At 43.2% G+C, this 19762-nt stretch carries 11 protein-coding genes; 4 read left to right on the forward strand and 7 right to left on the reverse strand.

Translation table 11 applies throughout. The annotated features are described in order from the left end of the window. Window positions 1–17: 17 nt before the first annotated feature. On the reverse strand, window positions 18–2834 hold the full coding sequence (locus AC59IL_RS02250) for a TolB family protein (protein WP_496550444.1): 2817 nt from the start codon (window positions 2832–2834) through the stop codon (window positions 18–20). A gap of 306 nt (window positions 2835–3140) precedes the next feature. Between AC59IL_RS02250 and AC59IL_RS02255 the strand changes: the two genes are divergently transcribed. Both AC59IL_RS02255 and AC59IL_RS02260 read left to right on the forward strand, forming a co-directional pair. Next, window positions 3141–3878, forward strand: a complete 738-nt coding sequence (locus AC59IL_RS02255; protein ID WP_496550445.1) for a PrsW family intramembrane metalloprotease — start codon at window positions 3141–3143, stop codon at window positions 3876–3878. A gap of 14 nt (window positions 3879–3892) precedes the next feature. Further along, on the forward strand, window positions 3893–4390 hold the full coding sequence (locus tag AC59IL_RS02260) for a GNAT family N-acetyltransferase (RefSeq protein ID WP_496550446.1): 498 nt from the start codon (window positions 3893–3895) through the stop codon (window positions 4388–4390). A 60-nt stretch (window positions 4391–4450) separates the two neighbouring features. Here the strand turns inward: AC59IL_RS02260 and AC59IL_RS02265 are convergent, their stop codons facing one another. Then, the gene (locus AC59IL_RS02265; RefSeq protein ID WP_496550447.1) at window positions 4451–5227 is read right to left on the reverse strand and encodes a queuosine precursor transporter; all 777 of its coding nucleotides are present in this window, start codon (window positions 5225–5227) and stop codon (window positions 4451–4453) included. Between the two features lie 344 nt (window positions 5228–5571). On the opposite strand from AC59IL_RS02265, the gene AC59IL_RS02270 reads away from it, so the two are divergent. Next, window positions 5572–8217 (forward strand): YfhO family protein, encoded by a 2646-nt coding sequence (locus tag AC59IL_RS02270; RefSeq protein WP_496550448.1) that lies wholly within the window; start codon window positions 5572–5574, stop codon window positions 8215–8217. Between the two features lie 78 nt (window positions 8218–8295). Next, window positions 8296–9237 carry a glycosyltransferase family 2 protein gene (locus AC59IL_RS02275; protein WP_496550449.1) on the forward strand — a complete coding sequence of 314 codons (942 nt, stop codon included), beginning with the start codon at window positions 8296–8298 and terminating at the stop codon, window positions 9235–9237. A gap of 76 nt (window positions 9238–9313) precedes the next feature. On the opposite strand, the gene AC59IL_RS02280 is transcribed toward AC59IL_RS02275, so the two are convergent. From AC59IL_RS02280 to AC59IL_RS02300, 5 genes are read right to left on the reverse strand one after another with little or no spacing between them, the layout of a single operon-like run. After that, window positions 9314–10063, reverse strand: a complete 750-nt coding sequence (locus tag AC59IL_RS02280; protein ID WP_496550450.1) for a LytR/AlgR family response regulator transcription factor — start codon at window positions 10061–10063, stop codon at window positions 9314–9316. Window positions 10064–10085: 22 nt separating this feature from the next. Next, window positions 10086–12980, reverse strand: coding sequence for a sensor histidine kinase (locus AC59IL_RS02285; RefSeq protein WP_496550451.1), 2895 nt, complete (start codon window positions 12978–12980; stop codon window positions 10086–10088). Then, window positions 12977–15871, reverse strand: a complete 2895-nt coding sequence (locus tag AC59IL_RS02290) for a sensor histidine kinase (protein ID WP_496550452.1) — start codon at window positions 15869–15871, stop codon at window positions 12977–12979. Before AC59IL_RS02290 ends, AC59IL_RS02285 begins: the two co-directional genes overlap by 4 nt. Then, window positions 15868–18750, reverse strand: coding sequence for a sensor histidine kinase (locus AC59IL_RS02295; RefSeq protein ID WP_496550453.1), 2883 nt, complete (start codon window positions 18748–18750; stop codon window positions 15868–15870). Before AC59IL_RS02295 ends, AC59IL_RS02290 begins: the two co-directional genes overlap by 4 nt. Then, window positions 18747–19754, reverse strand: coding sequence for a glycosyltransferase family 2 protein (locus AC59IL_RS02300; RefSeq protein WP_496550454.1), 1008 nt, complete (start codon window positions 19752–19754; stop codon window positions 18747–18749). The genes AC59IL_RS02295 and AC59IL_RS02300 overlap by 4 nt, the downstream gene beginning before the upstream one ends. Between the last annotated feature and the right edge of the window lie 8 nt (window positions 19755–19762).

Raw genomic sequence — 19762 nt, forward strand, 5'->3', positions numbered from 1 at the left:
TTTTCATTTCTCATTTCCTATCGTCCTAACAAATTAACCGGCAATATAAACTCCCACTGATTGGGGCCAAGCCCTTCGAGCGCACCATCATGTAAATGGCTGTACCGAATGCCAAAGCTTACCGGGTATTCGTTCCACCATTTGGTATCGAAGTATATTTCACCGCCATTCGAACGCAATTGCAAATGCCGGTTATTACGGTAAAATTTCAGATCGGTATAGTCGTAAAACGCATTGGCGCGCACCCGCAAAAAGTAAACAATGTTACCAATCCCAAATTCGGGATATACCAGCGGAAAATGGTAGTTCACCCCCACCTTCCACATTTGGGGAATATTGTACTGGTTAACGGCCAGGTATCCTCTTGATATGGGAAAACTGTTCGAAAAGCTGTAATCGCCAACAGTATCACGTAGCTGATAAGCGCCTGTTACAACAAGGTTATGAGTTAAAGCAAGGCCCGGTAAATACAGCGATCCGCTGTTAAGCCACTGAAAGCCGCTGATATTATAATCGGTAATAATTCTGTAACGTGATAAAAATGTAGCGCCAAAACGCGGATAAATATTCATACGCGTTGCCTGCGACTGCATGGTATAGGTTAATGACCCATCGATAAAATTAAACTGGAAGTCGGAGTACCTGTTTTTGGTAATGCCGGTAAAATTTACCTGATGACGGTTGAACCCGGCCGATATGCTCAGCCGCCGCGAATACCTGCCGCCTGTAAAAGTAAATGGCAATTGTATTCCCAAACGCCCGTTCAGCTCGTTCCATCGTCTGTACGGACTATCCGTTTCCTTACGATCGAATGTTTCGTCAACACCCAGTGTAACATAGGGAAACCAGGCCCCGTAAATAGCCGTTGCTCCTACTTCTTTAAACTTTTCATCGGTATTATAGTTGAAGTATATTTCGGTTTGCAACGTGTTCAGCACATTTTCGCCCACAATCGAAAATGTGTAATCGGGATCGCTGATATAAGGCCGCCAGCTATGAAAATGAATAAGGTGAAACGATTTGTGATACCGGCTGATGGTATAGGGTCGCGAAGTATCAACCGGCACGGGATGATCGGCCTGTAAGGCAGCTATCTTATAGCTGAACAGGGGGCCGGTAAAGTCATCAGCACTCACCGGTTGCCATGAAGCAGCTGTAACCGGCTCCTGTACAAAATGGTAACCTGCAGCCGTAAACGCTGTGTAAATTGCTTTGCCATTGAGGGTGCTGAACTGGTAATTACCGGTTCCTGTATTTGACGGTGTATTTACATGGTACAGCTTTTTATCGATCAGGGCAAACAATTGATCGCGCTGACCATACGATGCCGAAAACGTAATGGTATCGCCCCGTACCGAAGGAAAATCGAGCACCGTGTTTGAATAAGGCACCAGCTCTTCAACCGCGCCGCTTTGCAAATTAACCAGGCCAAGCGTCATAAGTCCGCTGCCGTTGCGAATGGCGGCTACTACCGTATGCTGATCATAGAATTTCGGATGTGAATAGAACAACTGACCGGGGTTGGGTACTTTTTTCAGTATGGCACCCGAAGCATCGAGCACATGCAGGGCGCTTTTACCACCGGGCTGCACATCAACCGCTACAATGCTTTTTCCATCGGCCGAAATATCGGGCGAAAAATAGTACGATCGGTGTGATATGGTTTGCTGCTGATGCGTTTTGATATCAAACACCTTTAACACGCTGTAATCTTTCCAGGCCCAGCGCAGATCGGCCTCATAGGCTGCGTATACGATTTTACCATTGCGATACGAAAAATAACTATCAAGCGAAATATCTTTTGTTCTAAGTCTGGTATCGGCGCCGGTACTCAAATTGCGCATATAAAATACCGGTATCTTTTTATAACTGCTTTTTACCAGCACTACCCTGTTTTCATCAACGAACTGCGGAAACTCTTCGTCACCTGCAAAATGAGTTTGTTGCTGCGTCCAGTTATTTACTGCATCAGATTGGCCGGTAGTAACAAACGATTTAAAATACTGCATGCCATCGTTCCTGAAATTTTTGTAACTGGTATGGCTGTATCTTTTTATGGCCTGCTGAAAGGGATAAAATATGCCGTCATAGCGAACGGCATCATCGGTTACATTTTTCCAGAAGTCGGGCCCGTATTTATCACGGCCATAAGCCACCTGCATATAGCCCAGCCGGTAATGGTCGGGCACAAAATCGCGCAATGAACCATTGCGCAGCTTCATCCATGAATAATTTTTATTGGCAAGCCATAATGAGCGGTAATCGTTAAAGAAAAAAGGCAAACGGCCGCGGCCCTGCCGGCTTTTGAGTGTTTCCTGAAAAACGGCATCGCCTTCCCAGAACCAGTTGGGCACAGCGGCACTGTTGGCAAGGGCCAGGCCTTCTTCGCCAAATAAATAATAGGCTATTTTCGATACGCCCTTGCGAAAATTATTGTATTGCTGTACGTGGCGATATTCATGCAGCGCCAGCGAATGGTACCAGGGTGTACTGCCCAGATCAAAACTGTTTTGGGGCGGCATCAGGTGAAATTCACTGCGCCAGGGGCCCAGCCCCACATAGGCATTTGAAATAGTGGTTTGCGGCTGTAACACGATACTGATCTTGTGAATGCGACTTCCAATGGTAGGAGATGTTTGCGCTCCTAACTGCTGAATCGTAGTGGCAATATCGGCCGCTTCACTTTCGAGGCTCATACCGGCCGGAAAAATAACCCGCAATGTATCGGTATTTATCTGGTTCCATTTTGTTGAAGGGGGATGTCCGCCAAACTGCTGCGCATTCAAAAAACTACAAACCGGTATCAGGCAAAAAAGAAGAAACGGTTTTCTCATTACTTGGTTTTATTAAAAATGCTGAACGCAAAACGCTTAATGCGAAACGCAAAATGCAATACGCTAACACCGGTTCAGGCGTTTAGCGTTAAGCTTTCAACGTTCAGCTTTCAAATTAAATCTTTTTTTGTGTTTATAGCAGCATTTAATAAACGCATTTGGTAAGGGAGATGTTAAGGTGGTTACCAGTTACCAGTTACCAGTTGCCGGTTGCCGGTTTGCAGTTTGCCAATTGCCTATTGTAGCTCTTGTCGCCTTGTTTCTTATTGCCTTGTCGCCTCGTTGCCTTTTTCTTACTTTTGAAACATGTTATCCTTACTTGCCCTTGCTGTAGCGCCGGGTGTGGCTATTGCCGTTTACATTTATTCGAGAGATAAATATGACCGGGAGCCACTTAAACCTTTGCTTATTTCCTTTCTGTTGGGAATGGTAGCTACAGCGCCTGCAATAATTATTCAGGGCAGTTTAAAACCCATATTATACAAGCACTTTCCGGGATATACTGTTTGGTATTATGTTTTACTGTCATTTATTGTGGTGGCCTGCAGCGAAGAGGGTAGCAAATTCATGATGCTGCGAACCTATGCGTATCGCATCAAGGCATTTAACGAGCCGTTCGACGGCATTATTTATGCTGTTATGGTGGCCATGGGGTTTGCCACGCTTGAAAATATAGGCTATGTACTGAATTATGGTTTTAAAACGGGCATTTTACGCATGTTTTTATCGGTTCCATCGCATGGCGCTTTTGGCGTTTTGATGGGGTACCATGCCGGTAAAGCCAAGTTCGATCCCAAACATGGTATACAACATATGGCAAAAGGCATATTGCTGGCGATATTCTTTCATGGGGCATTCGATTTCTTTTTATTACTGCAGGGAAGTGTGCAGGTAAAGCAATATGTGTCGAATGGTTTATTGCTTACCGGTGCGCTGATAGCGTACTGGATCGCCATTCGTATATCTGTCAGGTCAATCCGTTTGCACGAAGCATTGTCGAAAGAAAGTTTTGAACAAAAAGAAAATTCAGTTAACGAAGTATAGTATTTTCGCCGGCTATGATAAAAATCCGTTTTGCAGGCCTTGAGGATCTTTCAACCATTGAACGGCTGGCGCGCGAAATATTTCCCGGCACGTACGGGCATATTCTGTCGGCAGAGCAGCTTGAGTATACGCTGAACCTTATCTACAGTCCTGATCCATTACAAAACCAGTTGCAGGATCAGCATCAAACGTTTGTGATTGCCGAAATCGATAACGAACCAATCGGGTTCGCATCGTGGTCGTTTATTGACGACAACGTTTGTAAGCTGCATAAGCTGTATGTGCATCAGAAAACCCAGGGCAAAGGAATTGGTAAAATGCTGGTTGAATTTGTGATTGATCAAATAAAACCGCAACAGGTAAAAACACTGCGCCTGCATGTAAACCGCTACAACAAAGCCCGTTTATTTTACGAAAAACTCGGCTTTACCGTAATGGCCGAAGAAGATATTGATATCGGGAATGGTTACTTTATGAACGATTACATTATGGATAAACCCCTTAGCCAATAGACAATAGACAACAAGCAATATGCAATTGCCAATTGCCCATTGCATATTGCTTATTGGTTGCTACTCGTTCTCCTTCCCCATCGCCGCCAGCTTCATTTTCTTAGCAACTTCAGAGCCCAGATACTTCTCGATTCTTCCTTCTACAAGATAAATAACCGGTGTAAGTATTAGCGCCATCAGGAATTTATAGGTATAATTCATTACGCCAATAGCCAGTATCTGCTGCCAGCTGAATATGCCCGAAAAAGCAATGAACAATACAATGTAGCTATCGACCAGCTGCGATATTATGGTAGAGCCCGTTGCCCGCAACCATACATACTTTTCGCCGGTGCGTTTTTTAATTTTATGAAATACCGTTACATCCACGATCTGACTTACCAGAAACGCCACCAGACTACCAATGATAATACGCATGCCCTGTCCGAATATACTGTCAAAGGCATTTTGCATATCGGGCACGCCCTGCTTTGTTTTGCTGGTGATCCAGAAATCGGCCGCCGGCACACGAATGGCCAGATAAAACATCAAAAAAGCATAGGAAATAAGGCATACAGCAGTAATACTTATCCTGCGAACAGCTTTAGGGCCGTAATATTCATTAATGATGTCGGTCATTACAAACTCAAGGGGCCACAATAATACTCCACAGGTAAGCGTAAAAGCCAGTCCCGATTGACCGAACATAGTTATATTGGCAGGATGTGTGCCCAGCAACTTTTCAAGCGAAAACAATTTGGTGCCTATACATTCGGCGATCAGGGCATTGGCAACAAAAAAAGCTGTAAAAAAAACAAAAAGCCGGGTCGGTTTATCCTTTACAATAGCATGGATCATTTTATAAAAAGTATTAGCTCAGGAATTAAAAAGAGAAAATTAGTAATAATCAGCCATCGCGGAAAATGTTTCCACACCGCCTTACCACGCAATATAAAAATGAGAAGTACGATGTTCACCACCATATTTAGCAGAAATGCGATTAAAACGCCCAAAATGAGCACCAGTGACACGAAATGTCCCTGTTGCCCCTCCTTCAGAACAGGATAATAACGCATAATCCATACAAATACAAAGCAAACATTACAAATAAAAGCTACCCGACTGAAAAATATTAAACTTTGCATATAGTCAAGTTGCTGTAAAATTGCATTATTTTGCCCAACTATTAATTTTTTGCAATAATGAAGAAAACACTCTGGCAGCAGGTAATGCCCCATCTGATATCCATTGCCATTTTTTTAATAGTGGCTTTATTCTTTTGTAAACCGGCTCTGGAAAGTGATGTGGTGATGAAGCAGAGCGATATTACCAATTGGGAGGGCATGAGCCACCAGTCGTTTCAATACAAAGAAAAGCATGGCCGGTTTCCTTTATGGGCAACAAGTATGTATGCCGGTATGCCGGGTTACCAGTTTGCCATGGATGGCCCGTGGACGCCGCTGGGTATAGTAGGTACCATCATGCAGCTGGGTCTTCCCAAACCCATCAACCTTTTCTTTCTGGCAAGTGTATGTTTTTATATTCTGTGCATGTGCCTGCGCATACGCCCCTGGGTGGCAGTTATCGGCGGCCTTGCCTTTGCCTACAGCAACACCTTCCCTATTTTTATTGCCGCGGGGCACGATACGCAGATGTTTGCCCTCGCTTACGCCCCTGCCGTACTGGGAGGTATCCTTTTATTATTCGATAAAAAATATATCAGCGGATTTATTCTTACCGCTTTATTTACCGGACTGCAAATTCAGCAGGGCCACCAGCAGGTAAGCTTTTATCTGTTCCTCATTACCGGCATCATGTGCCTGGCATATCTGATCAACGGATTTCGCACCAAAACACCCGGCACCGCACTGAAAGGAATTGGCATTGCCGTAGCGGCCGGTCTTATTGGTGTAATGATCAATGCCGTTTCGCTACTCACCGTGTACGATTATTCGAAACAATCGAAAAGAGGCGGTATGCTGGTGATGGACGAAAGAGCAAAATCAAACGACGTTGTAAGCAATAATAAAACAAAAGGTCTGAGTAAAGAATATGCCTTTCAGTGGAGCTATGGCCGTTCAGAAACATTCACCCTCATGTTTCCCGGTGTAATGGGATATGGATTGACCGGTTCAGTACGCGATAACGAATCGTTCGAGTTTCCCAAACTCGATGAAAACTCAAAACTGGCGAAGTATATCACCGAAAAATTAAATGCGCCTGAAGACCAGGCCGCCGAATTTGCCATGCGGCAAAGCGGTAGTTTATATTGGGGCGATCAGCCCGGCACTTCAGGCCCTATTTATTTAGGCGCCGTAATTTGCCTGCTATTCATTTTTGCCATGGCATACCTCGAAGGCCCGCACAAATGGTGGATTTTAACATCCGCTATTCTGGGTGTTTTACTGGCCATGGGTAAACATTTTGCCGCCTTGAACTATTTTCTGTTCGATCATTTTCCCTTATACAACAAATTCAGGGTGCCTACCATGGCCCTCGAAATGACCGTACTGGTAGTGCCTGTTGGCGTAGCCCTCGCATTGGAAAAACTATTGGCGAACCCGGTTATTGATCTGAAAAAATTAAAACTAACCGCTATTATAACCGCTGCGGTATTTGTGATAGCAGGATTATTGTATTTCACTTCAGATTACGGCAACGAAAACACAAAACGTACTGCGGCCATTACCCGGGCTTTCACGTCCGGCAATCCCAACCTCAGGGCAAGTATGGATAGTATCAATAGCCAATATGAGCCGTTTGCCGATAACCATGTTTACGAAAACTTTTTATACCAGACAAAGGGTGATGCAACTATGGCACGCGGCATGTTAACCGCCCTGCGTCAGGACCGTCAATCAGCATTTGGATCAACCATACTGCGTTCCCTGATATTTGTGCTGTTAACCATGGGCGTTGGATTTTTGTATATCAAAAAGAAAATAAACGCGGGGATTATGCTGGCCGGTATAGGTTTGCTAACCGCTATTGATCTGCTTTCGTTCGATAGCAATTACCTCAACAGGTTTTACTTCGACAGCAAATCAACTTATGAAGCCAGCGAGTTTCCGTTAACACCCGCCGATCAGGAAATTTTAAAAGATACCGATCCCAACTTCCGCGTGCTGAATACAACAGTAGGCGATCCGTATACAACCGATTCGCATACTTCGTACTATCATAAGTCGATCGGTGGGTACCACCCTGCACGCCTGGGCATTTACGACGATTTAATCGCCTATCAGCTATCGTCGTCACCCAATCCGGGCGTACTGAACATGCTCAATACAAAATATCTTATCGAGGCGAACCAGCAAGGCAACAATGTTCAGGCCGTTCGCAATCCGGGCGCACTGGGCAATGTTTGGTTTGTAAACAATATAAAATTCGTACACGGACCGGTGGAAGAAATGAAGGCGATGAACAACTTTAATCCTGCCACCGATGCCATTATCGATGATACTTTTAAAGGCCAGTTTAGCGGATTTACACCGGCTGATAGCACAGCCACTATTAAGCAGGTTGAATTCGATAATGAGGCCATCAAATACGAAAGCAACAGCAACAGTGCTCATGCTGCCGTGTTCAGTGAAATATATTATAAAGACTGGAACGCCTATATCGACGGCAAACCGGCTGTATATGCAAAAGCCAATTATGTATTACGCGCATTGATGGTACCTGCCGGCAAGCACACCATTGAATTTAAGTTTGAACCAAAAATTTATAACACCGGCTATACGCTTAGTTCTGTAGCTGCATGGATACTCACGCTGCTGATGCTGGGCTATGTTGTATGGCTGTTGCGTCCGCTGATCAGTAAAAAAGTTGTAAGTAGTAAGTCGTAAGTAATAAGTTACAGTTTCACGTTGCCGGTTACCGGTTACCGGATACCTGGTAACCGGTAACCGGCAACAATTCTCTATATGTCTTCATCGAACACCAGTAAAGGAATAGCCATTGTTATTATCACCTATAACCGGCCGAACGATGCGCTGGAGCTGGCGCAAAATATAAGCCGGTTGCAAAACATATCGGCACTGGTACAGGAGGTTATTTTTATCAACAATAAGTCGTCGGAGAGTTATGCGGCGCTTGAACAGTTCATTCAGCAGCACCCCGAAATTCCGTTACGGTATCATGTCACCACCGAAAACCTGGGCGTTTCGCGCGGACGGAATTATGCCATTCAGCAAAGTACAGCCGATGTAATGGTTTTTCTCGACGACGATGCTCTTTTTGAAAACGAGGATGCCCTGTTGCAGGTACAGCAGTTATTTAATCAACCTGCACCGGATTCTGATAACCGGCCTACAGGGATTGTATCGTTTAAAGTGTTTTATTACGATAACCACCAGCTGCAGCAAACCGCTTTTCCGCATAAACAATTTGAGCAACGTAAGCACCTGCATCATTTCAACACAGGATATTTTGTAGGCTGCGCTCATGCCATACACCGCGATGTATTTGAAAAAACCGGCTACTACCCCACCAATTTTTTTTATGGCATGGAAGAATACGACCTTAGCTATCGTGCCATCGGGGCAGGGTTTAAAATCGTTTACGACGACCGGGTTGTTATTCTGCATAAAGAATCGCCCCTTGGCCGAATGCCCAATAAAGACAAGCTCCGGGGCATGTGGGTGAATAAAACCAGGGTGGCGTGGAAGTATTTATCCATCATTTATTTTTTTACCACCGCTTTTTTATGGAGCATCGAATACCTGCGCAAAAGCGGTTACCACTTTCGGGGATGGCTGAAGGGTTGGAAAGAAATTATGCATATACCATCTACTGAAAAAAGAACGCCGGTGGGTACGCAGGGGCTTGCTTATCTTAAAAGGGTGCAGGCACGTATGTGGTATTAAAGTGTTGCAAGTTGCAGGTTACAAGTTACAAGTTGAAAAGTTGCCATCCGTGAAACCTGTAACCTGCAACAGTATTTTATTTATATCCAAACCGTGCTAAAAATTCATCCTTACGCCTTGTAGCTACCTCAATCATAGCGTTATCGCTCATTTCGATCGCACCTCCCCTGCCCTTGTGGTATTTCTTTACATAATTCAGGTTAATGATGTGCGAGTTATGAATACGGAAGAAAATATCTTCAGGCAATATCTCTTCATATTCCTTGATGATCCTCGATGAAATATATTTCTGTCCCTCGGTTGTATAAACATGTGTGTAACCGCCCTTGGCTTCGAACCGGATGATATCTGACAATAACACAAACACTAAACCGTCGTTACACGGCAGGGCAATTTTTTGTAAAGAAGCGTTTGGTTTGTTGATATTGAACAACAGGTTTTGCAGCTGCTGGTTAATATTTTTAAACCTGATGCGCTCTTTCGCTTTGCGTACGGCCGTTTTAAGTTCGTCGATACTAACAGGTTTTAACAGGTAATCGAGCGCGCTGTATTTAAACGCTTTTAGTGTGTAATCGTCAAAAGCGGTAATAAAAATAATTTCAAAATTAACGGGCATGATCCGGTCAAGCAGGTCAAATGCATTCCCATATGGCATTTCAATATCAAGGAATACCAGGTCAGGATTTTTTTCATGGATCAGGGGAATGGCTGTTTCTGCACTTATAGCTTCTCCCAAAATCTTTACCTCAGGGCAACTTTCCTCCAGTAGTCCATTTAGTATCCTGATATTTTTGGGTTCATCGTCAACAATCAAGGCGTTTATCATACGGCAAAGAAAAATAATTATATTAAAAAACGGGAAAACTTATTGTAACTCTGGTTCCCAATGCATTATGTAGGTCATCTTCAAGATCCTCAATTTGCATGCTAATTTCATGCTCATTGTTCTTATTTAACATCGTAATTCGTTCAGCCGTTAAGGATAAACCCTTAGACTGATATTCGATCGGCGAAATGCTTTTAAACCGCATGGCCGCTTTTCTTCCTATACCATTATCCTCTAACACACAAATGAGATGATTATTTGTTTTTTTTACACAAATTATTACTTTTCCCTCTTTATCTTTCCTGTAACGCAAACCATGCCGCACACTATTTTCAACAAATGGCTGCAAAATCATGGGCGGAATATAATAATCTTCAGGATTCACATCTTCTGAAATTTGTACCGACCATGAAAAGGCGTTTTCCAAACGCGTTTTTTCGAGGTCAAGGTAATTGCTCAGGTAATCCAGCTCTTCTTCCAGCGTAATTTCTACCTTTGATGAAAAATCAAGTGTTTGCCTGATCAGCCGCGAAAAGCCGCTTATAAATTTATTCGCCCCTGCAATATCGGCATCCATCACATATTGTTGAATCGAATTCAGGCTGTTGAATATAAAGTGGGGATTCATTTGCGCTTTCCGGGCAAGTTGCTCCAGTTCGCCAATTCGTTTATTAACGGCTGTTTTTTCCTGTTCTCTGCGCCGGATACGTGAAATGATAAGCCATACCAGCGAACCGGTGCCAGCCAGAAAGAACAACACAACGAGTATATGGAACCAGGTTTTTTCCCATGTTAATTGTTCAATCATGAACCGGGCGCTGATTATTTTACTATACACATCGAACTTATTGATCGCCTGCACCTGTAATTCATAATCACCCGATGGCAAGGTAGGATAGCTTAAAAAAGTCTCCCTGGTTTCTTTCCAATTGCTGTCTAACCCCAGCAAACGGTACCGGTATCGTATATCACCGGCCGATTTATAGGATATCCCCACATAGTTAAAACGCAGGTTATTTTTTACATGAGGTATGGCAGCAGGGAACTCACTGCCATAAAACAATTTGCCTGCCACGGTAACATCGGTAAACAACAGATCGCAGCGCGATTCCATATTCATCTTTCGTTCGTCAAAAACCGTAACGCCCTCCGGGGTGCCTGCAAATACTTTGTTGCCCGCAACACACAATGCGTTGATCACATCAGAAGGCAAACCTTCAGTAGTTGTAAATCTTTTTATGGTATACCGGTTGCCGGTAAATTCAATTTCATTCAGCCCTTTATCGCTACCCACCCATACGGTGCTGCCGTTGCACACAACAGAGCGGCATATATTACTCGTTAATCCGTTTTGCCGGGTTATGTGTGTAATTATCTGTCCGTTTTTATATCCTATCAGCCCTTCATCATATGTACCAACCCAAAGCACATTGCTGGCATCGTGATCGATGGTCGAAATACGGTTGCGCATCAGCGGAACTTTGTCGCCTTCGAATTTTGTCGTTCCATCAGGCAAATAACTATATAAACCGTACAAGGTGCCAATATAAATGGTATCGTTTACAACATGCACGCTTGTACCCCGATCGTCCCTGATAATGGTTCTGTTCAGGCTTTCGGGGTCATATAAAAAAACGCCCTGGCTGCATGCCACCAGTATTTTATTATGATAGATCTCTAGTGATTTAACGCCCAGATTTGGGATTGTCTTCTTCAATTTATAGTCGGCAGCCATTCTCGCAACCATAAAGTTTGTTCCCACAATAATATCGTTGCCAAGGGTTCGGATACCAAAAACCGGATCAATACCATAATTAAAGTTGGCAATATGCTCCCTGTCGGGCATGCCTGTTACAGCATTTAGGGGATACATGAGGTTGATATCGGAACCTACCAGAATCGACTGTTTATATTTTTCCAGGCAATAAACCGGTTGCTGCTCGCCATTTTTTTTAGTGATCTTTATATTCATCAATGCGGCGGAATGTAACCGGTAAACACCCCGGCCCACCGTAGTTATCCAGATGTTGCCTTCCGAATCTTTCATTGAACTGGAAACCGATACGCCCTTTAAAAAATGAAGAGGACTATCAACGTTGTTTAAATTATACATAGTTGCCCCCACTCTTGTACATAGCATAAAGGTGGTATCATCTAACATGGTATAATTTACCGGTCCCTTTGGCAAGAGAAATTGCACCTGTTTTCCGTTACCCAACGACAAGGCACTTATATGTAGCGTATCGCTTCGATAGACCACGCGGTTTGGCGTAATCACCGACATATTAAAATGTATGGTATATAAAGAGATCGTTTTAAACAGCGAAAAACGGTTATTGCGGAACTCAAAGATCCGGTTTCTTTCCATTACCCAAAATGCACCGTTTATATTACGGCCAATCGATGTAACATATTTAATGGCTTCGTTGTTAATTTTTTGAATAGTAACCACTTCGCCGTTGGCTTTTATCAAATGAAGCCGGTTTTCTTCCTGCATTAACAGATTACCGTCCGCGTCTTCAGCAAAATGCACTACATACGTACCTATATGAATACGTTTTAGAGCAGAATCGTTATACTGGTTATAAATGCGGCCCTTATAATAGTAACAGATCGTTTTTCTGAAAGGAGCAATCCATACCCTGCCTTTAGAATCGGTAAACAATTTTATCACTTCATTGTCGGGCAACCCATCTTCACGGGTGAAGTTTTTAAAATGGGTGCCATCGAAACGGGTTAAACCCGATTCGGTACCAAACCACATAAATCCCTCTTTGTCCTGCGTCAGGCAATGCACGGTACTACCCGCCAGGCCATCTTTGCTATCGTAACGGGCATAGGCATACTCCTGTGCATGCACCGGTGGCAGCCACACACAAAAAAATACAATGATCAAAATACATTTTATCATACTCATACTACCGGAAAAATTAGTGTAACCCGCGTTCCCAGCGGGTTTTGATGCTCATCTTCCAGATCATCGATCTGCATGGTTATTTTATGCGGGTTATCTTTATTTAACATGGTTATACGCTCGGCGGTTAACGACATACCCTTCGACTGGTATTCGATGGGATTGGCGCTTTTGTATTTCAATGCGGCTTTACGGCCTACACCATTATCTTCCAGCACACAAATCAAAAAACCATGTTCGTTTTTGATGGTCACTGTTACCTTCCCTTCTTTATCTTTCCGGTATCGCAATCCGTGCCGCACACTGTTTTCAACAAAAGGTTGCAATATCATTGGCGGAATAAAATATTCCGCCGGATGTACATTGGGATCTATTGTTACCGACCAGGAAAATGCATTTTCAAGCCGCGTTTTCTCCAGCTCGAGGTAATTGGTTAAATAGTCCAGCTCTTCGGCAAGACTTATTTCGGGTTTCGACGAAAAATCGAGCGTTTGCCTGATGAGCCGCGAAAAGCCTGCAATAAACTTATTAGCCCCCACGATATCGGTATCCATCACATATTGCTGAATTGAATTAAGACTGTTAAAAATAAAGTGAGGGTTCATTTGCGCTTTGCGGGCCAGTTGTTCCAGATCGAAGATGCGTTTGCTGATGATCGATTTTTCACGTTCGCGGTTACGTATGCGGCTAATGATCAGTAATACCAGCAAAGTTGTTATGGCCAAAAATATAAAACCGGCCAGCAACTGAAACCAGGTTTCTTCCCACAACAATTTTTGTATAGAGAATTTTGACGCGATCAGCTTACTATTTACATCGAACTTATTAGTGGCCTGTAACTGCAGCTCATATTCGCCCGATGGCAATGTTGGATAGCTTAAAAAAGTTTCACGCGTTTCTTTCCAGGCGCTGTCTACCCCCAGTAACCGGTACCGGTAGCGTATATCCCCCGCCGATTTATAGGATATGCCTACAAAATCGAACCGGATGTTATTTTTTTTATGGGGCAATTCAACCGGCATTTCATCGGGATAATACGATTGCCCGCTGATGGTAATGTTAGTGAAATGCAGATTGCACTGCGACTCGCTGTTTATTTTTTGTTCGTCAAAGAAAGTAACCCCTTCGGTAGTGGCTACAAATACCTTATTATCTTCAACATACAGGGCATTGATCACATTCGAGGGCATTCCATCGCCTGTGGTAAATTTTTTTACCCGGTAATCGCCTGTACCAATGTTAATCCTGTTTAAACCCTGGTCGGTGCCCACCCACAACGATTGTTTATTTAAAAAAATAGTGCGACAGGTATTACTGGTTAATCCATTTTGCTGATTGATGCGTGCAACCACCTGTTCATTTTTCCAACCGATAATACCTTCGTCGTAGGTGGCGATCCACAATATATCGTTACTGTCGCGTGCAATGGCCGTGATGCGGTTTTGAAAAACAGGGTTTTTATCGCCCCAATACTCTACTTTTCTGTTTGGATACCTGCAATACAAACCTGCCAGCGTTCCTATAAAAATAGTGTCCCCGGCAGCAAATACCGTGGTAGCCCTTTCGTGCCAGATGGTATCGGTTACTACAAACCGGTCAGGGTCTACGACCAACGCACTTTTATTAGTAGATATCAGCAGTTTGTTTTTCCAGGCAAAAATTCCTTTAACGGTACATTTAATTCTTTTTTGAGGGGTAAAGTCGGGAGCCATTTTATAAAGGCCCGAACTGGCGCCATAGAAAACGTTGTTGTGGTCATTTACCCATAGCGAATGAATAGGTATTGTTTGAGCCCCGTTGATCCTGTTAATGATCTTTTCAGGTTTTGAGGTTTCTTTATTCAGCAGGTATAACGAGTTCATATCCTGCCCAACCAATATAGTATTTTTATAACAGCCTAACGACAATACCTGGTGGTTGTTACGGTTGATATCAAATAGCAGGTTCTTGATAAAGGGCGAGTTCAACCGGTATATTCCTTTACCAAGCGTGCTGAACCAGGTATTTCCTTCACTATCCCTGAATATATTCGATACATGCAGGCCCGGTAAATACTGAACACTATCATGGTTGCTGATAGTATATATCCATGCTCCCTTTGTAGTACATAAACCAACCTGATTGTTATCGATAACACATAAATTGGTAAATTCTTCGGTAGTAGGAAAGCGAATGGTTTGTGAAGTACCAAGCGACCGGGCAGTGATCTGGCTGCCTGAACTACGCCATATCATGGCTTTGTCGGTAATAGAAAAATACATAAAATGAGGGTAATCATACCGCAGGGTATCCCACAACCTGAGCCGCTTGTTATTCAGATTATACAACCTGTTACGCTCCACAATCCAAAAGCCGCCTTCGGCGCTTTTTCCAACTGTACTTATATAAGGAAATGAACTATTATCGATTTTATCGATAGTTACTACGCTTCCGCCCGGTTGTATTAAATGCAGCCGGTCGATTTCCTGCAGTAAAATATTTCCCTGTGCATCTTCGGCAATGTGAACGATATTTTCGTTTACATGTATCTTCTTCAATACCGGATCATTGTCCTGGTTATAGATCTTTCCTTTATAATAGTAACAAATAGCTTTTTTAAATGGCGCTCCCCATACCCGCCCTTTTGAATCGGCTAATATTTGTATTATTTCATTATTGGGCAGCCCATCTTCTTTTTTAAAGTTTTTAAAATGCGTGCCATCAAAACGGCTTAAACCGGTTTCGGTGCCAAACCATAAAAAACCATCTTTGTCCTGCGTGATGCAATAAACGGTTGACCCGGCCAGCCCGTCTTTGCTGTCGTAACGGGTATAACCAAACTCCTGGGCTGCAACATGCAGCAGTCCCAGACAAAAAAATACAATCAATACAACAAGTCGGTTTATTTGTATCATAGAAGCGGAAAGCTTAGGGTAACCCGTGTTCCCAACGGATTTTGTTTTTCGTCTTCAAGATCATCGATGGTCATCGTTATTTTTTGCGCATTATCTTTATTCAGCATGGTTATACGCTCGGCGGTTAACGACATGCCTTTCGACTGATACTCTATGGGGTTGGCGCTCTTGTATTTCAAAGCGGTCTTACGTCCCACCCCGTTATCTTCCAGTATGCATATCAGAAAATCATTTTCTTTTTTTATGATTACCGAAACTTTTCCTTCTCTGTCTTTTCGGTACCGCAACCCGTGCCGAACGCTGTTTTCAACAAAAGGCTGTAATATCATCGGCGGAATAAAGTATTCTGCCGTATTCACATCGGGCGCTACTGATACCGACCAGCTGAACGCATCCTCAATCCGTGTTTTTTCAAGTTCGAGGTAATTGGTCAGATAATCCAGCTCTTCGGCAAGACTTATTTCAGGTTTCGACGAAAAATCGAGCGTTTGCCTGATCAGCCGCGAAAAGCCTGAGATAAATTTATTGGCCCCCACAATATCGGCATCCATTACATATTGCTGAATCGAGTTCAGGCTGTTAAAGATAAAATGGGGATTCATTTGCGCTTTACGGGCCAGTTGTTCCAGTTCGCCGATGCGTTTATTGATAGCAGTTTTTTCCTGTTCACGTTTGCGTATACGATATATGATCAAAAACACTAATACTACTGTGAGCACCAAAAACAGAAATGCCATGAGCAGTTTGATCCAGGTTTCTTCCCACAACAATTTCTGAATAGTAAAACGGGCCGTAACCAGGCTGCTATACACATCGAATTTATTAATGGCCAGCAATTGTAACTGATAATCGCCCGAAGGCAGCGTGGGATAGCTTAAAAAAGTTTCACGCGTTTCTTTCCAGGAGCTGTCTAACCCCAGCAACCGGTACCGGTAGCGTATATCCCCGGCCGATTTATAGGATATACCTGCAAAATCAAACCGGATGTTATTACTGCTATGCGGCAGATTCACCGGCATATCATCGGGGTAAATCGATTGTCCGCTGATGGTAATGTTGGTGAACCGCAGATCGCAATGCGATTCACTGGTTATTTTCTGATCGTCGAAAATGGTAACTCCTTCAGGCGTGCCAACAAAAACTTTGCTCCCTTCAACATATAACACATTAATGATTTCGGAGAGTAACCCGTCGCCGGTTGTATATTTTTTTACAGCAAATCCCTTTTGCAGTGTTATTTTATGCAGCCCTTTGTCGGTGCCTACCCACAATGAGTTGCCGTGCAGGAATAAAGTGCGGCAAATATTACTGGCCAGTCCGTTATGCTGATTGATGCGGGCGATTGCCTGTCCGTTTTTCCAGCCTACGATACCTGTTCCAAAAGTTGCAATCCATATTACATCATTGGCATCTTTAGTAATAGCGGCTATGCGGTATTTAAAGGCCCCGTATTTTTCACCCATGTACATGAACGATTTATCGGGCAGGCGGCAATACAAGCCATTTAAAGTGCCTATGTAAAAAGTATCATTACTGGCAAATACGGTAGTGGCCCTTTCGTGCCAGATGGTATCGGTTACATTTAAAGTGGCCGGATCTACTATAATAATATTCCGGTCGGTGGTTACCAGCAGTTTATTTTTATAAGGAAAGAAGCCTTTTACCGTTATATTATCAATTTGTTTGGTCATTTTATAACCGGCATCCAACTTTACAATCCCAAAATTGCTTGCATAAATTATTTTGCCATCATGGATATACAGTGCTTTAACAATCTGACCGTATTTTTTGGAAAGATCAATATTTTTCTTTTCAGGTTTACCGGTTATGATGTTCAGTTTATATAACAAATTCATATCGCTTCCTACCAGTATCGAATTATTATACCGGGCCAGTGAAAATATGGGATGCACAATATTATTATCATTGATCTTTAAATTCAATACATAAGCCGAATTTAACCGGTGCACGCCCTGACCAAGCGTTATGAACCACAAATTACCTTCGGTATCTTTCATAATGCCCGATACCGGTATGCCCTGTAAAAAATGCACAACACTATCGGTATTGCTCAAATTATAAATAGTGGCGCCCATCCAGCTGGTTACACCTACCTGGTTTTCATCGATCAGTGAAAAATTGATATGCCTGAACAAATGCGGAAAATGCATTTGCTTATGCAGGCTAAAGGATTGTACCGAAACGCCGTTATCGCTAATCCATGCCATTGTTTTATCTGAAAGGGCGGCATATGCATAATGCAGCATAGGAAAATCAAGCGTATCCCACTTCGTAAACCGGTAATCTTTTAATTCATATACCTTGTTTTGTTCCAATACCCAAAAGCCACCGTTGTTACTTCGTCCAATTCCGCTCAGGTATTTTATGGGTTCGCCATCTATCGCATCTATAGTTTGCACATCGTTACCTGTTGTAATTAAATGAAGCCGGCCCGGCTCCATCATCAGCACATTACCGTTTCTGTCTTCGGCAAACCGGACAACATTATTATTGATGTGAATTTTCTTTAACAGGGAATCATTGTCCTGGTTATAAATGCGGCCTTTATAATAATAGCAGATCGATTTTTTAAACGGCGATATCCATATCCGGCCTTTTGAGTCGGCAAACAATTGTAATACCTCATTATCGGGTAAACCATCTTCGAGTGTGAAATTGGTAAAATGCGTACCATCGAACCTGCTTAATCCGGCTTCGGTGCCAAACCATAAAAAACCGGCTCTATCCTGTATCATGCAGTAAACAGTAGAGCTGGCTAAGCCTTCTTTAACATCATAACGCGTAAAACCATATTCCTGGCAAAACAGGTATAGCGGGAATAACATAAATACCAGTACGGCAGGTACAATTCGTTTCATAAGACCTTATAAAAATAGGGCTTATTCCTTAATGTAACGGGCATAAAAGTCCATAACCGCGCTACGTTCTTTGCAAAACGCGTTGCCCTTGTAAAATCACGAAACGGATTGGTGAACCGGACAAGATTTTCAACAAAACTGAAAATATAAAAAATGGGAATGGTAAGCGTGTAAAACAATAACTGAAACAAATACCAGCCTGCGCCAAATTGTTTGCGTATGCGTACCATGTTCGAAAGCATGATCTGCAATCCTTTTCTATCGAACAGGTTATAATATCCCTTGCCCGATGAGCCAAAGGTTTCATTGGCGGTTTCACCCTGCAAATGAATAACCTTGTATTGCCCGTAAACACATAGCTTACCTGTTTTACGCAACCGGCTGCACCATTCGGCTTCTTCGGCATACAAAAAAAAGTCGTCGTCGAGCAGGCCTGCCTTTTCAATGGCCGATCGTTTAACCATCAGGAAAGCGCCATTGATCCAGTCAACCTCAACAAGGCTGCTGGCATCGGGCACATTCGGTTTTTCGACCTTCACCTGTTTACCCAGCCATTTTATAAAGCTGCCTGCATATGGCAGGGGCAGCAGGTAATTCAACCCACCGGTCATAAAATAATTGCCCGAAATCTGCGGCGTGCCATCTGCATTTAATAACTGAACGCCACAGGCCACATAATCCGATGCAATAAACTGCCGGTAACAATGTTCAATGGCATTATTTTCTATAAGGGTATCTGAATTTAATAACAACATCACCTGGCCAGTTGCCTGTTTGATGCCTTCGTTATTGGCCCGGGCAAAACCGGCATTGTACGGCATGTTTATCCAGCGAATCTGCGGAAAGGCCGATGTTACCAGCTGCTCGCTGTTGTCGCCCGAGGCATTGTCAACCACAATGATCTCGGCCAAACCGGGTTGCATATCACGGTAAACTGTGCGTAAACAATCGATGAGCAGCCCGGGTGTTTTATAATTCACTATTATGATACTCAGATCGGCCATTTTTTACT

It is taken from the genome of Niastella sp. sgz303648 (assembly GCF_059587045.1).

Bases quoted from the DNA above. Each gene is read 5' to 3' on its own strand.
- AC59IL_RS02295 (WP_496550453.1), bottom strand. From the start codon at position 18,750: ATGAAACGAATTGTACCTGCCGTACTGGTATTTATGTTATTCCCGCTA.
- AC59IL_RS02285 (WP_496550451.1), bottom strand. From the start codon at position 12,980: ATGAGTATGATAAAATGTATTTTGATCATTGTATTTTTTTGTGTGTGG.
- AC59IL_RS02300 (WP_496550454.1), bottom strand. From the start codon at position 19,754: ATGGCCGATCTGAGTATCATAATAGTGAATTATAAAACACCCGGGCTG.
- AC59IL_RS02265 (WP_496550447.1), bottom strand. From the start codon at position 5,227: ATGATCCATGCTATTGTAAAGGATAAACCGACCCGGCTTTTTGTTTTT.
- AC59IL_RS02275 (WP_496550449.1), top strand. From the start codon at position 8,296: ATGTCTTCATCGAACACCAGTAAAGGAATAGCCATTGTTATTATCACC.
- AC59IL_RS02290 (WP_496550452.1), bottom strand. From the start codon at position 15,871: ATGATACAAATAAACCGACTTGTTGTATTGATTGTATTTTTTTGTCTG.
- AC59IL_RS02280 (WP_496550450.1), bottom strand. From the start codon at position 10,063: ATGATAAACGCCTTGATTGTTGACGATGAACCCAAAAATATCAGGATA.
- AC59IL_RS02255 (WP_496550445.1), top strand. From the start codon at position 3,141: ATGTTATCCTTACTTGCCCTTGCTGTAGCGCCGGGTGTGGCTATTGCC.
- AC59IL_RS02270 (WP_496550448.1), top strand. From the start codon at position 5,572: ATGAAGAAAACACTCTGGCAGCAGGTAATGCCCCATCTGATATCCATT.
- AC59IL_RS02260 (WP_496550446.1), top strand. From the start codon at position 3,893: ATGATAAAAATCCGTTTTGCAGGCCTTGAGGATCTTTCAACCATTGAA.
- AC59IL_RS02250 (WP_496550444.1), bottom strand. From the start codon at position 2,834: ATGAGAAAACCGTTTCTTCTTTTTTGCCTGATACCGGTTTGTAGTTTT.